This window comes from Methanobrevibacter sp., from assembly GCF_017432245.1.
GTDB lineage: Archaea > Methanobacteriota > Methanobacteria > Methanobacteriales > Methanobacteriaceae > Methanobrevibacter.
The window spans coordinates 1-19,829 of sequence record NZ_JAFRJO010000007.1 but is presented as its reverse complement, the minus strand read 5'-3'; the positions used below and the strand labels follow the sequence as shown (position 1 = coordinate 19,829).

Below are 19,829 nucleotides of genomic sequence, written 5' to 3'. Positions count from 1 at the left end.
TAATCAAATATCAGATATTTTAAATTATCTAAAATTATCTAAAATTATTTTAAATCTAAATATATTTTTGTTTATAAAGTTTAAATATTTTATTAAAAATGAACTCAAGAAACCAATTTAATCGAATTTGCATTGGATAAAATCAGTTCCATTGAAGACTTGTATTCAGTTATGCTTCCAATCACTTTCACTTTTTGATTTTCAAAACTTTCCAAATCGTTTCCTGCATCTTGAAGTTCAACTAAAGTCGATTCGAATATGATTAGGTTTATCTTCCCTGTTCCATCATTCAGCTCAATGAAACATGAACTGCCACTTGAAGATTCCTTTATGGATTCAACCACTCCTGTAACCGCTACAGTTTCTCCAATATTGTTTCGTGTAATGTCCTTTATTTGAATTTCCTTCGGTTCAATGTAAGATGCGAAAACCAGCATTCCTATAATTCCTACAAGTGATGTAATCAATGCTACCTTAAAAATTATCTTGTCATTTAATTCCATAAAATCACCAATAAATAAATAATTAAAATGATTTATTTAGCAAATAACTTATAAATATTGCTTAAATTTTAAAAATAGATTGTATTCTAATTATAATATTGTTTTAAGAGTGTTAAAATTATTTAAAATGACATCAATAATGAAACTCTATGAAAAAATTATCATATTTAATGAAAAAATTAAAAATAAAAAATAGTTAAAAAAGAATAAAAAATGATAAAAAAAATAAAATAAAAGAATAGGAAAGTAAGATTATTCACCATAATACATAGATTCTAATCTTTCAATTGTATCAATGTCTTCTACGCCCTTATCTGTCCTTATGCCTTTTACAATTGGGAAACGTAAAGAGTATCCTGCAGGATATTCTGGACTTTTTACAATCTCACTGTATTTGATTTCCAAAACGATTTTTGGCTGAACAGTAATGTGAGTTCCTTTCTCTGAGATTATAATTTCTTTCATTTGCTTTGTGAGATTTGCCAAATCATCATCTGAAAATCCACTTCCAATTTTTGTGATGGTTTGCAATTCTCCATACTCATCACGAAGCGCAATCTCATAAGATCCTATAAACTCTCCTCTTTTACCTATTCCCTTTGTTCCTCCAACGATAACTGCATCCAATGTTTCAGGTTCTGCCTTGAACTTTAACATTTTCTTTCCACGGATGCCTGGAATATATGGTTCAGCACAGTTTTTAATCATTATCCCCTCATGTCCACCAGCAATGGACCTATTGAATAATTCTACAGCATCATCTATGTTTTCAGGACCTACTTTTACAATATCACTGAGGTTCAATTCATCAATTGAGGTATCCACAGCATTTTCCAAAATCTCCCTACGCTTAATGATAGGTTCATCAACTACAGGTTCCTTAAAGTAGAGCAAATCGTATAGGAATATCTTTATAGGCACATTTTTCATTGCATCATGGATATCATATTTCCTTCTGACCCTTTGCAATACTGTCTGGAATGGAAGAGGCCTGTCATCCTTAAATCCTACAATTTCCCCTTCTGCAATGAAGTCTTCATCTGGGAAACCTCTTCTTATGAAATCCACTGCATCTGGGAAAGCATGAGTCACGTTTTCGAGACGTCTTGTGAACAATGTGATTTCATCTCCCTTCTTATGGAATTGAGTACGGAAACCATCATACTTTGTCTCACAAAGTGCACATCCCATCTCTTCAATGCTTATGTCAATTCCTTCAGACAATTGTGCAAGCATTGGCTTTACAGCTCTTCCCGGAATTAATGTCAATTTTTTAAGGCCATCTTCACCTTCAAGCTTTGCCACTTTTGCAACAAGACCTAAGTCATTTGTCAGCATATGAGCCCTTTCAGCAACTGCCTTGTCAACACCAAATGCTTGGGATATTGCATCACGAATGATTCCTTCACCTACACCAATCCTAAGCTCTTCCAAGATTGTTCTGCAGATGTATTTAGCTTCCTTTCCTGAAGCTGAAGATAAAAGTTCAAGAATATTGGAAATTTTACGGGCAGTGGATCTGCTTCCAGATATTGTTGCCAATTTCCTTAATTGATTATAAACAAATTTGACAGTTAAAGGTTGTGAGAAAAATGTCATCTGAGCTTTTTTTGCATATAACTTTTCTGCAGCTGCTCCAATGTCTCCTTCATCACGAATGGCATCTTCAACTATATCTACAGAAACTCCTACTGCATCTCCAACAGCTTTCATAACAAGCTTATCACCTATTCCCTGTTCCTCTTCACTCCAAGATGGGAAAACGCTCCCTAAAGCCATTAAAGTGATCTTCTCTAAATCTTCCTCTTCAACTCTTTTGAAGAAATCCGCTAAAATATCTGTCTTTTCCAATCTTTTTGTAGTGGCTCCTAATGCCTCGTAAACATTAACAAGTTCTTGATATTTCATTTTATAGCTCCCAAATCAATATTTGAATTTGTTGATAAATTTTAAAGAATGAATTAATTAAAAGTCTCCTTTAGCTATTTTAACTGCACAATATTCTCCACACATAGCACACATTTCATCATCATCAAGTTCACATTTGTTTCTATAATGCCTTGGCTTTACATTGTCAAAAGCAAGGTTGAATTGAGCTTCCCAGTCAAAGTTTTTCCTTGCAGTTGCCATTTCCACTTCCTTTTCCCATGCAGTTTCCAATCCTAAGGCAACATCTGCAGCTTGTGCAGCAATCTTGCTTGCAATAACTCCTTCCTTAACATCTTCGAGGGAAGGCAGTGACAAATGTTCTGCAGGTGTTACATAGCATAGGAAATCAGCACCGCTTGAAGCTGCAATAGCTCCTCCAATAGCTGAAGTGATATGATCATAACCAGGTGCCAAATCTGTAACGATTGGACCTAAAACATAAAATGGAGCTCCATGACATAATGTCTTTTGAATTTCCATATTGGACCTGATTTGATTTAATGGAACATGCCCTGGACCTTCAACCATAGTTTGAACTCCTGCTTCCTGAGCCCTTTTGACAAGTGTTCCCAATGTAACCAATTCCTGAATCTGGGAAGTGTCTGTTGCATCAGATAAGCATCCAGGACGAAGCCCATCGCCTAAGGAAAGGGTGATATCATATTCCAAAGCGATTTCCAAAAGATAATCATAATTTGCATATAATGGGTTTTCCTCCCCATTGTGCAAAATCCATGAAGCGAGGAAAGTTCCACCTCTGCTTACGATTCCCATCATCCTTTTGGCTTTTTGAAGCTTTTCAACCAAATCCTGATTTATACCGCAATGAAGTGTCATGAAGTCAACACCATCTTTTGCCTGATGAATGATTGATTCCCATATGTCATCCTCATCCATCTCGATGATCTCATTGCCTTTATTTAATGTGATTACACCTGCTTCATAAATTGGAACTGTACCTATAGGCACATCTACAGAGTTCATTATCTTTTCCCTAAACTCCAATAGCTTTGGACCTGTACTTAAGTCCATTATTGCATCCGCACCGAAATCAACTGCCAACTTTGCCTTTTTCATTTCAAGATCAATGTCTTCTATTTTGCTTGATGATCCTATATTAGCATTGATTTTAGTGCTTAATCCTTTTCCAATACCGCAAGCCTTTGTATCTCTTCTGATATTTTTTGGTATTACAATAGTTCCATTAGCTACTCCTTTCATTATCTTAGCTTCATCTATCTTTTCAAATTCTGCAACAGCCTTTATTTCAGGAGTGATATTACCTTTCTTTGCTTCAGTCATCTGTGTCATTAAAGCACCTTTAGTAAATTAAATCATTTTAAATTTGAATAAATCCAATAGCAATCATTAAAATTAATTAGACTATAACATATTAAGGTATGTAGTTTATTATTTAATTAATTTGTTATAATTAAATGATTTAACTAAAATACGAAATGGAAATTTTTTTAAAAGAATTATGAAAAAAACAATAGTTTTAAATATATTAAACTAAATGAAATTATAAAAAAATCAAGAAAATTTTTACAAGTTTTACTCAACCATATATAAAAAATCATAACTGGATAAATAATGGGAATAAAAATGAACAAATCAATATTAAAATTAAACAAAATAATATAATTAACCATGTTAAATCTAAAAAAATTGAATAAACAATATTTAAATAATTGAAATACTAAATAATTATATAACCACCAAAAGTTGAAAAATTAAATGATTAATTATAATTGACAACGTTGGTTGGAAAATTTTTTAGGAGAATTAAAATGAAAAACTATTTCGACATTAAAGACAAAGTAGCAGTTGTTACTGGTGCTTCCTCAGGATTAGGTTGGCAAATTGCTCAAGCATACGCAAGCCAAGGCGCAAAATTAGCATTATTCGCTAGAAGAGAAGAAAGATTAATTGAAAATGTTAAAGAAATAGAAGAAAAATTCGGAACCGAAGTAATGTACGCTGTTACTGATGTAGGTGACTACGACAGCATTACTGCATCCGTACAAAAAGTAATGGACGCTTACGGCAGAATCGACATTCTCGTAAACGCAGCAGGTATGGGTAACAACAAAATGGTTGTTGACCAATCCAACGAAGAATGGGCAAGACACATTCACATTGACTTAACCGGTGTATACTACATGTGTAAAGCTGTTGGAGAAATCATGATCGAACAAGAATACGGTAAAATCATCAACATCGGTTCTATCCACAGTAGAGTAATCTTCCCAGGTGGAGGTATCAGTGCATACTCCTCAGCAAAAGGTGCAGTAATGAACTTAACCAAAAACTTAGCTGTAGAATGGGCTAAATACAACATTACCGTAAACGCAATCGGTCCTGCAGTATTTGAAACCGAATTAACTGTAGACTCCATTGAAATGGACGGATTCATGGACCTCATTGCAGCATACTGTCCAGCAGGCAGATTAGGTAAACCTGGTGAATTAGACGGACTCGCAATTTACTTAGCATCCGATGCTTCCAGCTTCTGTACCGGTCAATTAATCTGTGTTGACGGTGGATGGACTGCAATATAAGTAATTAAAAATTATTATTTAAATTAAAGGAGAATTGAATTTCTCCTTTTAAAACTTTTTTTAAAAATAGCTATTTTTCAAAATTTTAAATCAGATTAAACTAAATTTAAAACTTTAGGTCTCTTTTTCAAATTCAAGACAAATTAAACAAAAAAGTAGAATATAAAATAAAATTTTATATCCTAAATACTAATTTTACTAATCAGTATAATCTGCATCCAAGATTATATACTACTGATTTTACTAATCACTATAATCCGCATCTAAGATTGCATCAAAGTGATAATCTGGATACAATGCTCTGATTTCCTCTAAAACCTTTTCCTTTACTTCATGACGGTCTGCCTCAAAGTCAATGATCAAATCAAAAGTGACTAGATTTATATCATCATCAAGATAGAATCCATGAACCTGCAATATTTCAGGATATTTTGAAGTTATCTTATTAAGGCTTTCCTTGATCTTTTTGGTTTCTTCGCTATCTTCATTTGATGCATAGATTCCAACAGTAAGTATAATTCCAAATTCATCATAAACTGCATATAATATCTTTCTGGTTAACTTATGAATTTCCTTAGCAGTCAAGTCATCCTTTACTTCAACATGGACAGATCCCATCAATTGGGTTGGACCGTAATTATGCAAAGTCAAGTCGTAAACCCCTAAGACCTCTTCAAAGGAGCCTATAGTATCTTTAAGCTTGTCAGTTATCTCATTGTTAACACGAGTACCTATCATGCTGCTTAAGGTTTCAGAGAGCATTTCAATAGCTGCCTTTATAATTACAAATGCGATTATTGTACCTAAAATACCTTCCAAACTTATATTCCAGAAATAGCTTATGATAGCTGCAACTACTGTAGATAAGGACAATACAGCATCAAACAATGCATCGCTTCCAGATGCAACCAATGACTGTGAATTTATTTCCTTTCCTTTTCCTTTAACATATCTTCCCAAAAGGAATTTTACAACTACCGCAACAGCAATTATGAATATTGAAACAAAGGTATAATCTGCCAAGACAGGATTGAATATCTTTGGAACAGACTCTTCCAAAGCGGTTATTCCTGCAAGCAATACGATAACTGCAATGATTACAGAAGAAAAGTATTCTATTCTACCATAACCATATGGATGGTCTTTATCTGGCGCTCTTCCTGCTAATTTTGTTCCAATGATTGTTATGATTGATGATAAAGCATCAGTTAAGTTATTTACTGCATCCAATGTAATTGCAATACTGTTTACCATAATTCCGATAGTTGCCTTAAATGCAACAAGAACTAAATTCACCAGTATTCCAATGACACTGGTTCTTACTATAATCTTGTCTCTCTCCATAAATATGCCTCAATTAATAAAAAAATAACATTAATTATAATTATATTCCTTAAATAAATAAATCTTATCCTTTAAATCTTCACTCTGCCTATGATTTTACCTTGAAATTTGAATCAAAAGAATACCAAACTTAGATAAGTATTGTCAAAAAATCCGAAAATTCATGGAAAAACAATCAAATAAAATAAAAAAATATGACAATATTATAAAAAATTAATAAAAAAATAATCAAAGACATAAAAATTAAAAACCATTCCCAACAAGAAAACACTAAAAATAGCCAAAATTGTACATTATTCAAATTTTTCAATATCTTTATATATTTTAACAAAGTTAAATATTAACAAGGAAAATTGAGGGGATAAAATGAGAAAAGATTCAGTATTCAATCAGGAAGACAGTTACTTAAACTCTTGGTATAATATAACTAAAGGATTTGGAGAATTCTTTAAGGAAAAAAGTGCAAATTTAAAGATCAATCCTGCGGAAGCAATGTTTTTATCAAAAATCTATTATAAGGACGGAATCAGCCAAAGAGAAATCGCACATAACCTAATCGTTTCCGAAGCTAACATTACAAAAACATTTAAAAAACTAGAGGAAAAGGAATTGGTTTATAAAACTGTCGACAAGGAGAACAATGCTCGCCGTAACTTGCATTTAACTGAAAAAGGAATAAAGACATTTGAAGAATGCATAGACATATTTGGAGAATTCGATGTCATTACCTTTGAAGGATACAGTGCAGAAGAAAAAGGAAGAATGGAAAAGCAATTAAAGAAAATTTCAGACAAATCATTGGAAATCATTAAATAGATTTTCATTCCCCTTAAAACACCATAATTATCATTTTATTAACTTATTAAAACCATATTTATCATTTTATTAACTTATTAAAACATAATTATCATTTTATTAACTTATTAAACATATTTTATTGAACTATTTTTTAATATTTAACTGAAAAAATAAGTGTTTTTAAGAATTATTTTAAAAAAACTAAACTAAAAAAGAATAATTAAAATACTAAAATTAAAAAAAGCTATTTTAAAAAAAAGAAATAAACTAAAAAAATCTAAAAAAAGAATAAATCCTAAAAAATGATTAAAAAATAAAAGAATAAAGAAAAAATTAATAAAATATTTTTATGCTACTTCCACATCTTCAATTTTAGAAGACTTTTCTACTTTTGCAGCTTTTTTACTATTTTCTTCATCCAATTCAATCATTAATGCATCTTCTTCTAATGCACCAGGATCTTTCTCAATACATTCTTTTACTTTTGCAGTGATTGCTCCACCGTCTTCATTATCGATCATATCAACAAGTTCTACTTGTTGTTGGAATCTTTCTACACCTTCCATAGGAATGTTTTCTACAAATGGAATAGCACCGGTAGCACCAGTGATTTTCTTTTTCTCAGGGTCGCAACCATTTTCGTGTAATGCTTGGATACTTTGACCAGTAATGTGACCTTGTACCTCAGCTCCACAAAGAATCAAGAATCTGATGTTTGGGTTTGAAATGATGTTTGCTACAACTTTTTCAATACCTAAGTTTTCAGTCTTGCAAGGTCCAGCGATTGCTGCTCCAGCAGCAGCTGGGATATCTTCATTGTGAGAAGCTAAAGTAGTTACAGCAACAGGACTTTCTGGGTCCCCTACAATGTAGTCTCCACTTACTACAGGCCAATTATCAGCGGTTGGTTTTTTATCTGCCATAATATCTCTCCGTTAATTTTAATCTAAGCTAATTTTTAAATTATTAAAACTATCAAACTAATCCCTATAAATATGAAAATTGATTAATTGATTAAATTAATTTCATATTAAACAAACTACAAATAAATTTATAATTAAATGAGTATTTAAACATTTGCTCATTTTAACTTTAAAAAAAGTAAATTAGACTTTAAGAACTTATATAAATGGCTAAATCTTATTAAAAATAGAAAATAAGCACTTTATAATCTTATTTAGAAAAATAAATAAAAAAATAAGGAAAAATCCGTTAAACAAGACTTATAACAATGATTAAAAATAGGTAAAAATGAGATAAAAATAATGAAAATGAAAAAATTAGAAATTAAAAATTGAAAATAGAAAATAGAAAAGAAAAAAAAGTAAAAAAGAAATGATTCATCAATTAGTTATGAATCAATAAGACATCTTTTTCACATTCTTTAAGTACGTTCTCAGCTACACTTCCAAGAACAAACTTATGAATGCCACTTACACCTGAAGATGCAATGATAATCAAGTCACAATCTTCATCTTCAGCAACTTTATTGATTTGTTCAGATGGGAAACCTGATTTTACCATGGTTCTTACATTAAAACTGTCATCAAAGCAATCTGCCATAGCTTTTACATTATCTTCAGCTTCCTTTACAGATTCCTTATTCATTTTCCTTACATCTTTTTCCCTATGGAAAGCTGTTTTTCTTATCTTAATAGCAACAGAGAGAATAATGATTTCTCCATCTTCTGCTAATACATGTTTAGCTCTTTCAACTTCACGTAAAGAGTGTTCAGATCCATCAGTTGGTAATAAAATTCTTTTATACATAATTCCACACTTAATTTTAAAAATAAAATTTCAATTTAAAAAATATTTTTCCTAATGATATATTTGATTTAACTTATATAAGTATATTATTAGTTCATTCGATAATACATTAACAAAGTTAAGAAGAATATTTATCTTTGATTTAAATACTTATGAGTTTGAACAGATAATTTGATATTTTCTAAACGAGGGAAGTTTTCCCTAATCAAATCAGCCATTTGATCATCTTTGCTGAATTCCCCTTGCAGCCAGATAGTCTTGTTATAGCCATACTTATCCTTTATGGAAATTACTTCATCTATATCCTCTTGAGAAGTGATTACAAACTTAAAAAAGACATTTTCATATTTATAATAATTTTCAAAGATTTTCTCCTTATCTTCCTTTGGACTGACCACATATTCCATTTCAGGAAGATATTCAAAAATGGAACCGTTTGTCTCAAGCTGAATCTTAATGTCTTCAGGAAGCTCTTTAATCAAACGCTTTATCTCTTCCATCTGCAAAGTAGGTTCTCCACCGGTTATAACCAATAATTTTATATTATTGAACTCCATTTGAGTAATTAGAATCTCTGCAACATCATCAACAGAGAGCATTTCATATGTTGAAATGTCAGTATCACACCATTCACAGTTCAAATTACAACCATATAATCTTAAAAAGGTTGCAGGAGTTCCTATGTAAGGACCTTCACCTTGAAATGATGTGAATATTTCACTAACCTTAATTTTAATCACCTACTTTAAAAAACTCAACAATTTAACAAACAATAAACTTAAAATAATATCTAGTTAATTATTCCATAGGTTCGTAAGTTACACCAGTCTCTGGAGTTTCATAAACTCCAACACTCACCAAACATTCGATTTTAGGTTTTAATCCATCATAGAAGAACTTGCTCATTTCTTCCATTGTAGGATCTTCTGAGCCCATGAATTCATTTAAGTTCAAATGGTCAACACCAATGAATTCATTGAAAATCGCTTCAATGTCATAGGTGTCCATAATCATATTTCTATAGTCTAAATCCTTATATGGTGCCTTTAAGGTTAAGATAATCCTATATTGGTGTCCATGCCATTGAGTACATTTCCCACCTTGATTCTTTAATTTGTGACAACCATAAATTCTATGTTCTGATACTAATGTTAACATAAATATAACCTCCGCAACTAATAAAAATTTCCAATCAATTTGATTTTATTTGTTTTATTGATTTAATAATTCAATTAATCCATTCCTAATTCCTTTTTAGCTTCTTCAATAGCTTTTATTCTTGATTTGCAACTGAAGCATTCTCCACAAGGAGTTCCATCATTGTTTACATAACAGCTCCAAGTCTTTTCTATTGGCACTCCCAATTTCAAAGCAAGCTTTACAACATCCTTTTTGTCTGTATCAATAAATGGAGCGCAAACAGGAATGTATTCATAGTTATTGACTTTGTTTAACTCATTGATCTTCTCCAAGAACTCTGGAGTTGTGTCTGGATAATCACCGACATCTGCCTTTATTGCACCGTAATAGACCTCTTCCATATCATTGCTTATTGCAAAGGCAGTTGCAAGTTCCAGCAATATTGTATTTCTGCTTGGAACAACTGTGCTTGCTGGCTCTTCAACATTGTCATTATCCTTATCAGTCAAGCTGCTACTGAGCAAATCCACAATGTTCTGGATATCAAATACAAAATGAGGAACATCATTCATCTTACAGATTTCTGCTGCCCTTTCAATTTCAATAGCCGCCTTCTGACCATAATTGAAACTGAGTGCAGTGACATTGTTTCCTTCATTCAATAATTTGTATAATAAAGTAGAGGAGTCCAATCCTCCAGATAATATTAAAACTACATCTTTTGACATTTAAATCTCCATGAATAAAATTAATAAATATATAATAGTATATATCTGTTTTACAATACATTTAAAATTAATTATTAAAATGGTAAAAATAATTAAATTAAATAAAAATATTAAAATAATTAAAAAAAGAATAAAAAAGGATTTAAGGAAAAATTAAAAAAAGAAAAATATTTAATTTCATTTAAGAAGAATTTTTAAATTAAAGGTTCAGGATGTCTTGAATTTCCTGTTTTCTTTTTAGGTCCTCCAATCTTATCTAATCTTAAGTTAACAAATTCTTTTCCTTTTTCACTTGCTGCAAAAATTGGAATGGAAGTTCCAACAGAGCATAAGGCCCTTTCTGCACCAACTTCTCTAATAGGTTTGGAAGCGCACCCGGTAACTACATCATAGAGGTCAAAGACGAGCTCAGCTTCTTCTTCGGATAATCCAGTTGAATGAACTCCAAAGAGATAAACATTTACATCATCGTATTCCTTTTCCAATTCCCTAAGAATTACCCCATCTTCAGGATAACAAAGGGTAACTGCTATATTCCTATATCCATTTTCAATAGCTAATCTAAAACCTTCCACTTGATCTATAGAAGCCTTTTCCTCATCAAGAACATGATTTGGAAGGAATTGCTCTATAAGTTCTGGTATTGGGCTGGTTTCAACAAGTCCTGAAACCCTTCCTCCAACTCCTTGAGCCAATTCGCTTTCAGTAACAAGTACAGTCCCACAGCCTTCACAGACCATCACTACACAGTCAATGATATTTTCATCAAGCAAAGTGGACAATATTTCAGAAATTCCAAAGGATAAGAAGTCCTTAAGTCTTAATACCCTATCCTTGGTACACATTCCGAAGTCATCTATTCTGAATTCTATGTTTTTCTTGATTTCTTCTTCAGTTAATTTTTCAATTCCTCTATGCTTATGAAACAAAGGACAGTATTCAATCTTAGGTTCTTCTACATCAACGACTTTTCCATCTTGAACAGTCACTCTAGCTTTTCCTAAAGCTTCAATTACATGCTTATCCATATTAATCCCTAATTCAAATTAATTAACAATTGTTAAGATTATAACTTTATACTTAATTTATTTCTTATTTAATAAATATGTTTTCAATGAATAAAAACTTAATGAAGATAAGAAAAGTCTATAAAATAATAATGGAAATTGTCGAAAAAGAAAAAGGAATGAGAAAGAGGAATTAAAAAAAGAAAAACAGAGGAAATGGATTAAAGATAGATAAAAGGTAAAACTCTATTCTTTAATCCATTGCATATATTATAGGTGTTTTTAGTGTTTTAAGTTGATTTATAGTGTGTTTTATGTTTTGATTTTTATATTTTGATTTTGTGTTTTATGTGTGTTTTATTTTGATTTGAGCGATTAAATATGATTAATTAAGGAGGAAAAAAGTGATGAGGAATTAATCCAATTAGTAATATTGAATCAATTCTTCTTCATCACTTACGGTTTTTGGCTTCACTTTATCCATAGCTTCATCGAAGAATTTAGCTGAGACCTCGTTTGCTTCAATGTTTTCTCTTAAGGCGAGCATTGCAGCTTCACGGCATACAGCTTCAATGTCTGCCCCAACATATCCTTCGGTGTTTTTAGCCAATTTCTTAAGCTTGACATCTTTTGCAAGAGGCATGTCTTTAGTGTGGACTTTGAAAATCGCAAGTCTTGCATCTTCATTTGGAGCATCTACCTTAATGTGTCTGTCAAATCTTCCAGGCCTCATTAATCCTGGATCAATGATATCAGGCCTGTTGGTTGCTGCAATGATTGCAACATCCTCCAATTCTTCAAGACCGTCAATTTCAGTTAACAATTGATTTACAACACGTTTGGTTACTCCAGAGTCACCAGCTTCAGCACCTCTTGAACTTGCAATTGAATCGATTTCATCAAAGAATATTACAGTAGGTGCAGTTTGTCTTGCTTTTCTAAAGACTTCCCTTACACCTTTCTCAGATTCACCAACCCATTTGGACAAGAGTTCAGGTCCTTTGATTGCAATGAAGTTAGCTTCACTCTCATTAGCAACAGCTTTTGCAAGCATGGTTTTTCCAGTTCCTGGAATACCATAAAGCAAGGTTCCTTTTGGTGGTCTGACACCAAATTCCTTGAATTTGTCTGGGTATTTCAAAGGCCATTCAACAGCTTCCTTTAACTCCTGTTTAGCTTCATCCAATCCACCGACATCATCCCAAGTGACATTTGGAACTTGCACAAGAACTTCCCTAAGTGCAGATGGTTGGATCTCTCTAAGTGCAGACTTGAAGTCATCCTTATTTACTACGAGCTTTTCAAGCACTTCTGGAGGAATTTCATCATCAGCACCTAAATCTGGAATGATTCTCCTTACAACTCTCATAGCTGCTTCCTTAGCCAATGCTTCAAGGTCAGCACCTACAAATCCATGAGTTGTATCTGCCAAGTCATCCAAGTCAACATCATCTGCAAGAGGCATTCCTCTTGTATGGATTTCCATAATCTCTTTACGTTCATCTTTATCAGGAACACCGATTTCAATTTCACGGTCAAACCTACCAGGTCTTCTAAGTGCACCGTCAAGGGAATCAGGTCTATTTGTTGCACCAATTACAACCACTTGACCTCTGGAATTAAGTCCATCCATCAAGGTCAATAGCTGTGCAACAGTTCTTCTTTCCACTTCACCTTGAGTTTCTTCACGTTTAGGTGCAATAGCATCCAATTCATCAATAAAGATGATTGATGGAGCATTTTCTTCAGCTTCTTCAAAGAATTCCCTTAGGTTTTCTTCAGATCCACCAACATATTTGCTCATGATTTCAGGACCGTTGATTACAATGAAGTGAGCATCACTTTCGTTTGCTACAGCTTTTGCAAGCAAGGTCTTACCGGTACCTGGAGGCCCATGCATCAATACTCCTTTTGGAGGAGCGATACCTAACTTTTCAAATAATTCAGGTTTCTTAAGAGGAATTTCAATCATTTCCCTGACTTTTTTAACTTCCTCTTTCAAACCACCGATATCATCGTAACTGATATCTACAAGGTTGGTGACACCTTCCAATTTGGAAACGTCCACAGGTTCTTCATTTACTTCAACCTTAGTGTTCGGTCCAACTTTGACAACACCTCCAGGGCTTGTGCTGACAACAGCCAACTTGATTTGACTCATTGCACCGATTCCTGGAACGTTCATTAAATCATCAAAGATATCATCAAAGAAGCCACCGCTTACAGATTTTCTTTGAGGTGTTTTGATTCCAGTATTGATCAAGTCTCCTTGAACCATCACTTGGTTTCTGAATGCTCTGTTAAAGTCACCACCAAGCCTGATTCTTGCATCAATAGGAGCTAACACTACTTTTTTAGCTTCCTTGGCTTCTGCTCTTTTAATGGTAACTTCCTCACCAATTGAAGCACCGGAATTCTTACGGGTAGTACCGTCTATTCTTATAATAGACTCCATATCAGATTGAGAAGCAACTGCAATAGCTGCGGTATGTTTGGATCCGATAATTTCTATCAAATCCCCATCTTTTAGGCCGAGTTTAAACATGGATTCCATATCCAGTTTAGCTATATTCTTACCAACATCCTTTTGGGATAATGTTTCTGCAACTTTGATTTTAAGTTCTACATCAGCCATAATCTTCAACTCCTTTTATTTTTTTCTGAATAGTAATGAATAGATAAATATGATAATTAGCTAATGGATCTTTAACTAAGATTTGCTTAGCTAATTTTATTAGTTACAATAATAAAAGACCATTAATAATCATTGATGGCACAGAAATATCAATTGTTTAGAATTAATTTCAAAATTATTTATTTAATGCTTGAATCTAATCAATAATCCAAATAAAGGATTGGTCAAATACAAACAAATGAAATTTTAAAAACTTCAACAAATACATTAAAATTAAACTAAAGATTTAAAGACCATCAATTTATTTAAATAACCAAATAAATACAAATTAATCATCAATAAATAATTAAAAGAATTAATTCTCGTTAAATTCCAATAATTCAATTATTCAATCGTTTTAATCACAATAACTTGATTTAATTAACCAAATAAAGAATTAAAAGAATTTATTAAAAATTTATCAACAATTATTAATGTAAATCTTTTAGTTAGTTTTTGTAACTAAATAATACTTGCACTTCATAGTATATAAAGGTTTCGATTTTATTAACAAAAAGTTATTTTAATCTAAAAATTGTTAAAATTATTATAATTTGTTTAAAATAGTTAAAATAATTAAAATAGTTATTAAACTCAATATTATATCAAAATATAGAGAAATATTGATTTAAAATTAAAATAAATTGATTTAATTAAAAATAAATTTAAGTTATTTAAGTATAAAAAATTAAAGAAAATGAAATATCATTTGAATATGTTGAAACAAACCAGGATTTCATATAAAAATAGTATAAAAATAATTAAAAAATTATTAAAAAAATAATTAAAATATAGTTAAAAAATAATTAAAAAAATAAGAAAAGTTATCACAATAAGTGATAACATTTTATAATATGGTTGCAACCAAATAATACAAAATTGCAGTTACAGAAGGTACGGTAAGGTTATCAATACCACCGTAACTGATAGCTTCAGCAATAGTTGCAATTGCAGAAATAATCAAAATATACCAGAAATTAAGCTCTGGAAGGGTGTATCCCATTGCAGTGTAGAAAACCCATACAAATACAGAAAGAACTGCAGTTACAGAAAGCATTGCAAGGGAACCTGCAACTGTCTTTTCCCCTTCGAATATACGATATTTGATTCTTCCCCATTTTCCACCGACAAGAGCTGCAAATCCATCACCATATACTAAAGGAACAATAGCTAATGCTACAATCCAAAGCAAATTAGGATCTATTAAAATTGGGAATATCAAAAGCAATACAGACCAAATACCTGCATAGAAGAACAATCCCAATGCATGACCGGATTCAGTTACGCTGTTGTGAATTGTAATTGGGGAATACTCTGTCAAGAAGAACAGAGCAATTGTAATAGGCAATGTGATAAACCAAAGCAAGATTGAAGGGTCTGAGAAAAATGGCATGGCAAATATCATATTACCCACCATGATATGAACAAACTTACGGGAAACCTCCGGCCTGCTCTTTAATACCTTTTCTGCCAATAGGAATATGACAACTACATAAAGATAAACAATAATCAATGCAATTATATCGCTAAATAACATAATATCTCTCTTAAACAAAATTAATCATAAAACACAATAATATAACAGTTATAAAAATAATAAATATTAAATCAATTAAGGAATTGATATGATAAAAAAAATAATATTATAGATAACTTATCTGTCATCTATAATATTGTGAGTTCTATCATCATCATATTCCCCGTATTCACAACCGGCATTTTCTATTTTGATATGGTCAATTAAGGTTCCATCCTTTTTCATCAATTTGATTTCACCGTAACCGCTTCCACCATTCCAAAGACGGGTGTGAAGTTTTTTACCGGTAGGAGCTTCATAATTGAAAAGCATCATTTCATCACGTTTGCAGTATAGTTTCAATTCAAGCTTGCTGTTCCAGTTACTGCAGTTGATGTACCATTCGTTATCCACTTCTCCTTCCTTGAATCCGAAATCGACTCTTACATTATTCCAGAATCTTGCAAAGTTGTATTCATACATTTTTCCTTCATAATAGAAACCTATCAATAGCTTACGAGGAAGGGAAATACCGAATGCCTTAGGTTTTCCACCACCAGCTTCAAAAGCAGAGTTGTTAAGTTTTTTGCCTGTGATTAAGCTTGTTAAATTACAGGAGGATATCCATAACCAAGGGCTTGTGAAGTCTCCACCCCAGTTCTTATCGGCATATCCAAAGGATTTTTCAGGAATTACTTCATACTCAACACCATCCAATTCAACGGTTCCACTGTATTGAGTCTTGATTCCTTCAGCGTGCCAAAACATTTCAAAAGCGTTTATCTTTCTAAAGAAACTGTTAGCACCATAACCTACATTAAAAGTAATTTGCTTGTCAATATCCAAATCCCATTTCATTTCCCCTGCATCAGACATGTATTCAGGATGGTCACGTGCTTCATCTTCAGTGACTTTACAGTAACCTGTCATATGAGTTTCAGTCAAACTGTATTCTCCAATCTTGATGTCTAATTTATCATCCGGACATTCAAAGTCTTTCATGGAATAGAAATTGTGAATCTGTTTAGGATCTTTTCCATATGCTCCGACTTTTAACATACAGTAAGATGGTCTTTTTCCTGCTTCAATGTTTTTAGGGTCTTGACCTAATGTAGGTTCATCTTCAGCCAAATCAGGGTTACAAACGAAGTATTCTATAAAGAATGGTCTTGGTTCCCCCGTTTCCTTATTGTAAGCAGTAAAAGAATGCCACCACCAGTCATAACCTTGCTTAGCAAGGGGACCTTTCAACATAAAATGGTCTCTTTTCAAATCACTTTTGTTCATTCAAAATCCTCCAAAAGAAAAAAATCATATTATTTGATAATTTAATTATTATAAAATCAACAAATTAATTAAATAAATTTGACAAGTTAATCGCCAAATGATTGAATAATTAAATAATCTACTAATATATCCTATATTTTAATTTATATTATCTTTATAATAAATATTTTATTATTTAAATATGGGAAAATTGAAAAATTGATTAAAAAAAGAGAATTGAAAATAGAATTAAAAAGAGAATTGAAAAATAGAATTAAAAAAAGAGAATAAAAAAGTAGAATAAAAAAGTAGAATTGAAAATAGAATTAAAAAATAGCTAAAAAAGGTAATGATTTTGATCATTCAAAATCATCATCATAATCAAATATGCCAAAGTCCATGCCTTTTGAAGAGCTTTGGTCGATAAGGTGTGCAATGAATTCCTCAAATGAAACTTCCACATCTTCACTTAAGATGTCTGCTTCATCTGGAAATGTTTCTGGATTTAAAGTGAAACTGAGTTCTTCTTGATTTTGAGTGATAATCCTTATAAAATCCTCTACAGAAATCTCACGGGACTCTCCAGGTTTCATATCAAAGAGCTCTAAAATTGGATTTTCATCATTGATTCCAAATTCAATCTCATTCGGAACTTCAACAATATCCCCCTCCAATACTGGTCCATTGAAAACCTTTTCCAAATCAGCATCATCAATCACATCAAAGCTTTGGTTCTCAATGAATGGATTTTCAAATCTGAGATTGACTTCATCATCCCCAGACAAGTCCAAATGAACTTCCTCATCTTCAAAAGCACCAATCTGTTCATAGAAATGTTGGAACAAAACCATTTCCACTTCATCAACAATGCTTGAAACGTTCTTGACATCTCTCCAGTTTTGAGAGTTAATTACAAATGCACAGAAGTCATCAATAGCTGAAATGACAGACTTATATCTGTTTAAGTCTTTTTCAGATAATCTGTTGCATTCAATTAAAGTATTTATTCTAGCTGTTTCATTTACCAATCTCTTAATCCAAATCAATTGCACTAAACCAAAATCATTCATTAAAACACCTCATAGATGAAAATTCATTCGACAACAAAATACGTTAAATAAAATTAGCCCACCCAATTATAAAATAAGCCCCCTTAAGCTTATTGAATAATATCCCAACCAAATTATCCCAACAAATCATCATGGCTAAAAAATGCAAACAAAATACAAAGGCACAACAATGAGTTGATATTATGAACAAACGAAATATAGGAGTGATTTAATATGATGAAATTCTACTATGATGATTTATTGGTGTAATCAACCACGACCATAGATTCATACCCCTTCATTGAATCTATAATCTATTCAAACATGAAAACGCATTCATTTTAACATGATTGAAAATTTTAGATTAAGTGGTTGATGGTAACAAGTATATAAACTTGGTTGCATATAAAAGTTTTGAATTTATAAAAAAATTAAATTAAATATAAAAAATAGTGGAAAGAGAATAGAAATAAAAAAATAGATTAAATAAAATAGATTAAATAAAATAGAAAAGTAAAAAAATAAATTAAAAATTATTAAAAGTTTAATTACATGTGCGCATCATCTAAAACGTGATGACACTCACAATCGCACTCTTTTGATAAGTCCTTAATTGTATCAAACAATAAGTTGATCAATTCCCCTTTCTTTTGAGCCATAATGTCAAGAACTTCTTTTGTATCTAATTTAGTAGGGGAAATAGAAGTGGAATAATTGGAAACAACCGCTATAGGAGCATAACACATTTCCTTTTCCCTTGCAAGAACCGCTTCAGGCAAGGTGGTCATGCCAACAATTGCTCCCCCTAATATGCTAAACATCTTAATTTCAGCAGGAGTTTCAAATCTTGGACCTTCAGTACAGACAATGGTTCCTCCATCAACCACATTTCCATCAACACAGCCTGAATTAGATAAAATAGCTCCTCTCAACCTATTGCAAAAAGGTTCAGTCATGTCAATATGTATAACCTCATTGTCATAGAAAGTTCTATCCCTATTTACAGTGAAATCCAAAAAGTCATCTGGAAGAACAATTGATCCAGGGCCAATGTCCAAATCAAGTGAGCCTACAGCATTTGTAGCCATGATTTGAGTGACACCTATCTCCTTCAGCGCCATAATGTTTGCCTTAAAATTGATTTTATGTGGAGGACAAGTGTGACCTGCAGAGTGTCTTGGCAAGAAAGCAACTGTCTTATCCCCAATGCTTAAAAGGGAAACCTCAACAGAACCGTATTCTGTATCAACAGTCTTTTTTTCTATAGAATCAGCCAATTCACTTATTTCTTCTACTCCGCTACCACCAATAATTCCAATCATATGATAACCTCAATACCAGAGCCAACTTATCCTTTTGTAACTGCTAAAGGAACAACTTTTGCAACTAATTTAGCGATTCCTGCATCGTGAGATGTTTTGACAACTGAATCAACATTCTTGTAAGCACCAGGTGCCTCTTCAGCTAAAACAGGAGCGGAATTTGCTTTTACATGAATTCCTTTTGCATTCAATTCCTTCTCGATTCCATCTGCAGTGAATTGT

17 protein-coding genes and 1 pseudogene are annotated in these 19,829 nt (G+C 32.0%); 2 read left to right on the top strand and 16 right to left on the bottom strand.

What is annotated here, in order from left to right; translation table 11 throughout:
- Positions 1–104: 104 nt before the first annotated feature.
- From IJI80_RS00660 to thiC, 3 genes are all read right to left on the bottom strand, one after another.
- Positions 105–503, bottom strand: coding sequence for an exodeoxyribonuclease VII large subunit (locus tag IJI80_RS00660; protein ID WP_292786513.1), 399 nt, complete (start codon positions 501–503; stop codon positions 105–107).
- Between the two features lie 252 nt (positions 504–755).
- Positions 756–2,411 (bottom strand): ATP-dependent DNA ligase, encoded by a 1,656-nt coding sequence (locus IJI80_RS00655; protein WP_292786510.1) that lies wholly within the window; start codon positions 2,409–2,411, stop codon positions 756–758.
- 57 nt (positions 2,412–2,468) lie between these two features.
- Positions 2,469–3,743, bottom strand: coding sequence for a phosphomethylpyrimidine synthase (gene thiC / locus IJI80_RS00650; RefSeq protein WP_292786508.1), 1,275 nt, complete (start codon positions 3,741–3,743; stop codon positions 2,469–2,471).
- A gap of 479 nt (positions 3,744–4,222) precedes the next feature.
- Between thiC and IJI80_RS00645 the strand changes: the two genes are divergently transcribed.
- Complete coding sequence (locus IJI80_RS00645; protein WP_292786506.1) at positions 4,223–4,993, top strand: SDR family oxidoreductase; 771 nt, start codon at positions 4,223–4,225, stop codon at positions 4,991–4,993.
- A 243-nt stretch (positions 4,994–5,236) separates the two neighbouring features.
- On the opposite strand, the gene IJI80_RS00640 is transcribed toward IJI80_RS00645, so the two are convergent.
- Positions 5,237–6,337 carry a cation diffusion facilitator family transporter gene (locus IJI80_RS00640; protein WP_292786504.1) on the bottom strand — a complete coding sequence of 367 codons (1,101 nt, stop codon included), beginning with the start codon at positions 6,335–6,337 and terminating at the stop codon, positions 5,237–5,239.
- A gap of 366 nt (positions 6,338–6,703) precedes the next feature.
- Here IJI80_RS00640 and IJI80_RS00635 point away from each other — a divergent pair, with 366 nt between their 5' ends.
- The gene (locus IJI80_RS00635; protein WP_292786501.1) at positions 6,704–7,153 is read left to right on the top strand and encodes a MarR family transcriptional regulator; all 450 of its coding nucleotides are present in this window, start codon (positions 6,704–6,706) and stop codon (positions 7,151–7,153) included.
- A 368-nt stretch (positions 7,154–7,521) separates the two neighbouring features.
- Here IJI80_RS00635 and mtrA read toward each other — a convergent pair.
- From mtrA to IJI80_RS00575, 12 genes and pseudogenes are all read right to left on the bottom strand, one after another.
- Positions 7,522–8,058: pseudogene (gene mtrA / locus IJI80_RS00630) on the bottom strand (tetrahydromethanopterin S-methyltransferase subunit A); the annotation flags it as partial.
- Between the two features lie 424 nt (positions 8,059–8,482).
- Positions 8,483–8,905 (bottom strand): universal stress protein, encoded by a 423-nt coding sequence (locus tag IJI80_RS00625; protein WP_292786498.1) that lies wholly within the window; start codon positions 8,903–8,905, stop codon positions 8,483–8,485.
- 131 nt (positions 8,906–9,036) lie between these two features.
- Positions 9,037–9,645: a 7-carboxy-7-deazaguanine synthase QueE gene (locus tag IJI80_RS00620; RefSeq protein WP_292786495.1), complete on the bottom strand. Its 609-nt coding sequence runs from the start codon at positions 9,643–9,645 to the stop codon at positions 9,037–9,039.
- A gap of 58 nt (positions 9,646–9,703) precedes the next feature.
- Complete coding sequence (locus IJI80_RS00615) at positions 9,704–10,063, bottom strand: 6-carboxytetrahydropterin synthase (RefSeq protein WP_292786492.1); 360 nt, start codon at positions 10,061–10,063, stop codon at positions 9,704–9,706.
- 74 nt (positions 10,064–10,137) lie between these two features.
- Entirely contained in the window at positions 10,138–10,773 is a 636-nt protein-coding gene (gene queC, locus IJI80_RS00610) for a 7-cyano-7-deazaguanine synthase QueC (protein WP_292786490.1), read from the bottom strand.
- 194 nt (positions 10,774–10,967) lie between these two features.
- On the bottom strand, positions 10,968–11,801 hold the full coding sequence (locus IJI80_RS00605) for a methanogenesis marker 8 protein (RefSeq protein ID WP_292786488.1): 834 nt from the start codon (positions 11,799–11,801) through the stop codon (positions 10,968–10,970).
- Between the two features lie 403 nt (positions 11,802–12,204).
- Positions 12,205–14,415 (bottom strand): CDC48 family AAA ATPase, encoded by a 2,211-nt coding sequence (locus IJI80_RS00600; RefSeq protein ID WP_292786485.1) that lies wholly within the window; start codon positions 14,413–14,415, stop codon positions 12,205–12,207.
- 886 nt (positions 14,416–15,301) lie between these two features.
- Positions 15,302–15,991: a phosphatidate cytidylyltransferase gene (locus tag IJI80_RS00595; protein ID WP_292786483.1), complete on the bottom strand. Its 690-nt coding sequence runs from the start codon at positions 15,989–15,991 to the stop codon at positions 15,302–15,304.
- Positions 15,992–16,108: 117 nt separating this feature from the next.
- Positions 16,109–17,257: a tocopherol cyclase family protein gene (locus IJI80_RS00590; protein ID WP_292786481.1), complete on the bottom strand. Its 1,149-nt coding sequence runs from the start codon at positions 17,255–17,257 to the stop codon at positions 16,109–16,111.
- A 338-nt stretch (positions 17,258–17,595) separates the two neighbouring features.
- The gene (locus IJI80_RS00585) at positions 17,596–18,306 is read right to left on the bottom strand and encodes a hypothetical protein (protein ID WP_292786478.1); all 711 of its coding nucleotides are present in this window, start codon (positions 18,304–18,306) and stop codon (positions 17,596–17,598) included.
- Between the two features lie 527 nt (positions 18,307–18,833).
- Positions 18,834–19,607 (bottom strand): S-methyl-5'-thioadenosine phosphorylase, encoded by a 774-nt coding sequence (gene mtnP, locus IJI80_RS00580; protein ID WP_292786476.1) that lies wholly within the window; start codon positions 19,605–19,607, stop codon positions 18,834–18,836.
- A gap of 26 nt (positions 19,608–19,633) precedes the next feature.
- Positions 19,634–19,829: RtcB family protein (locus IJI80_RS00575; protein ID WP_292786473.1), on the bottom strand; the 196-nt coding region annotated here is incomplete at its 5' end.

Excerpts from the sequence above, each read along its gene's own strand:
- IJI80_RS00660 (WP_292786513.1), bottom strand. The coding sequence starts at position 503 with ATGGAATTAAATGACAAGATAATTTTTAAGGTAGCATTGATTACATCA.
- IJI80_RS00655 (WP_292786510.1), bottom strand. The coding sequence starts at position 2,411 with ATGAAATATCAAGAACTTGTTAATGTTTACGAGGCATTAGGAGCCACT.
- thiC (WP_292786508.1), bottom strand. The coding sequence starts at position 3,743 with ATGACACAGATGACTGAAGCAAAGAAAGGTAATATCACTCCTGAAATA.
- IJI80_RS00645 (WP_292786506.1), top strand. The coding sequence starts at position 4,223 with ATGAAAAACTATTTCGACATTAAAGACAAAGTAGCAGTTGTTACTGGT.
- IJI80_RS00640 (WP_292786504.1), bottom strand. The coding sequence starts at position 6,337 with ATGGAGAGAGACAAGATTATAGTAAGAACCAGTGTCATTGGAATACTG.
- IJI80_RS00635 (WP_292786501.1), top strand. The coding sequence starts at position 6,704 with ATGAGAAAAGATTCAGTATTCAATCAGGAAGACAGTTACTTAAACTCT.
- IJI80_RS00625 (WP_292786498.1), bottom strand. The coding sequence starts at position 8,905 with ATGTATAAAAGAATTTTATTACCAACTGATGGATCTGAACACTCTTTA.
- IJI80_RS00615 (WP_292786492.1), bottom strand. The coding sequence starts at position 10,063 with ATGTTAACATTAGTATCAGAACATAGAATTTATGGTTGTCACAAATTA.
- queC (WP_292786490.1), bottom strand. The coding sequence starts at position 10,773 with ATGTCAAAAGATGTAGTTTTAATATTATCTGGAGGATTGGACTCCTCT.
- IJI80_RS00605 (WP_292786488.1), bottom strand. The coding sequence starts at position 11,801 with ATGGATAAGCATGTAATTGAAGCTTTAGGAAAAGCTAGAGTGACTGTT.
- IJI80_RS00600 (WP_292786485.1), bottom strand. The coding sequence starts at position 14,415 with ATGGCTGATGTAGAACTTAAAATCAAAGTTGCAGAAACATTATCCCAA.
- IJI80_RS00595 (WP_292786483.1), bottom strand. The coding sequence starts at position 15,991 with ATGTTATTTAGCGATATAATTGCATTGATTATTGTTTATCTTTATGTA.
- IJI80_RS00590 (WP_292786481.1), bottom strand. The coding sequence starts at position 17,257 with ATGAACAAAAGTGATTTGAAAAGAGACCATTTTATGTTGAAAGGTCCC.
- IJI80_RS00585 (WP_292786478.1), bottom strand. The coding sequence starts at position 18,306 with ATGAATGATTTTGGTTTAGTGCAATTGATTTGGATTAAGAGATTGGTA.
- mtnP (WP_292786476.1), bottom strand. The coding sequence starts at position 19,607 with ATGATTGGAATTATTGGTGGTAGCGGAGTAGAAGAAATAAGTGAATTG.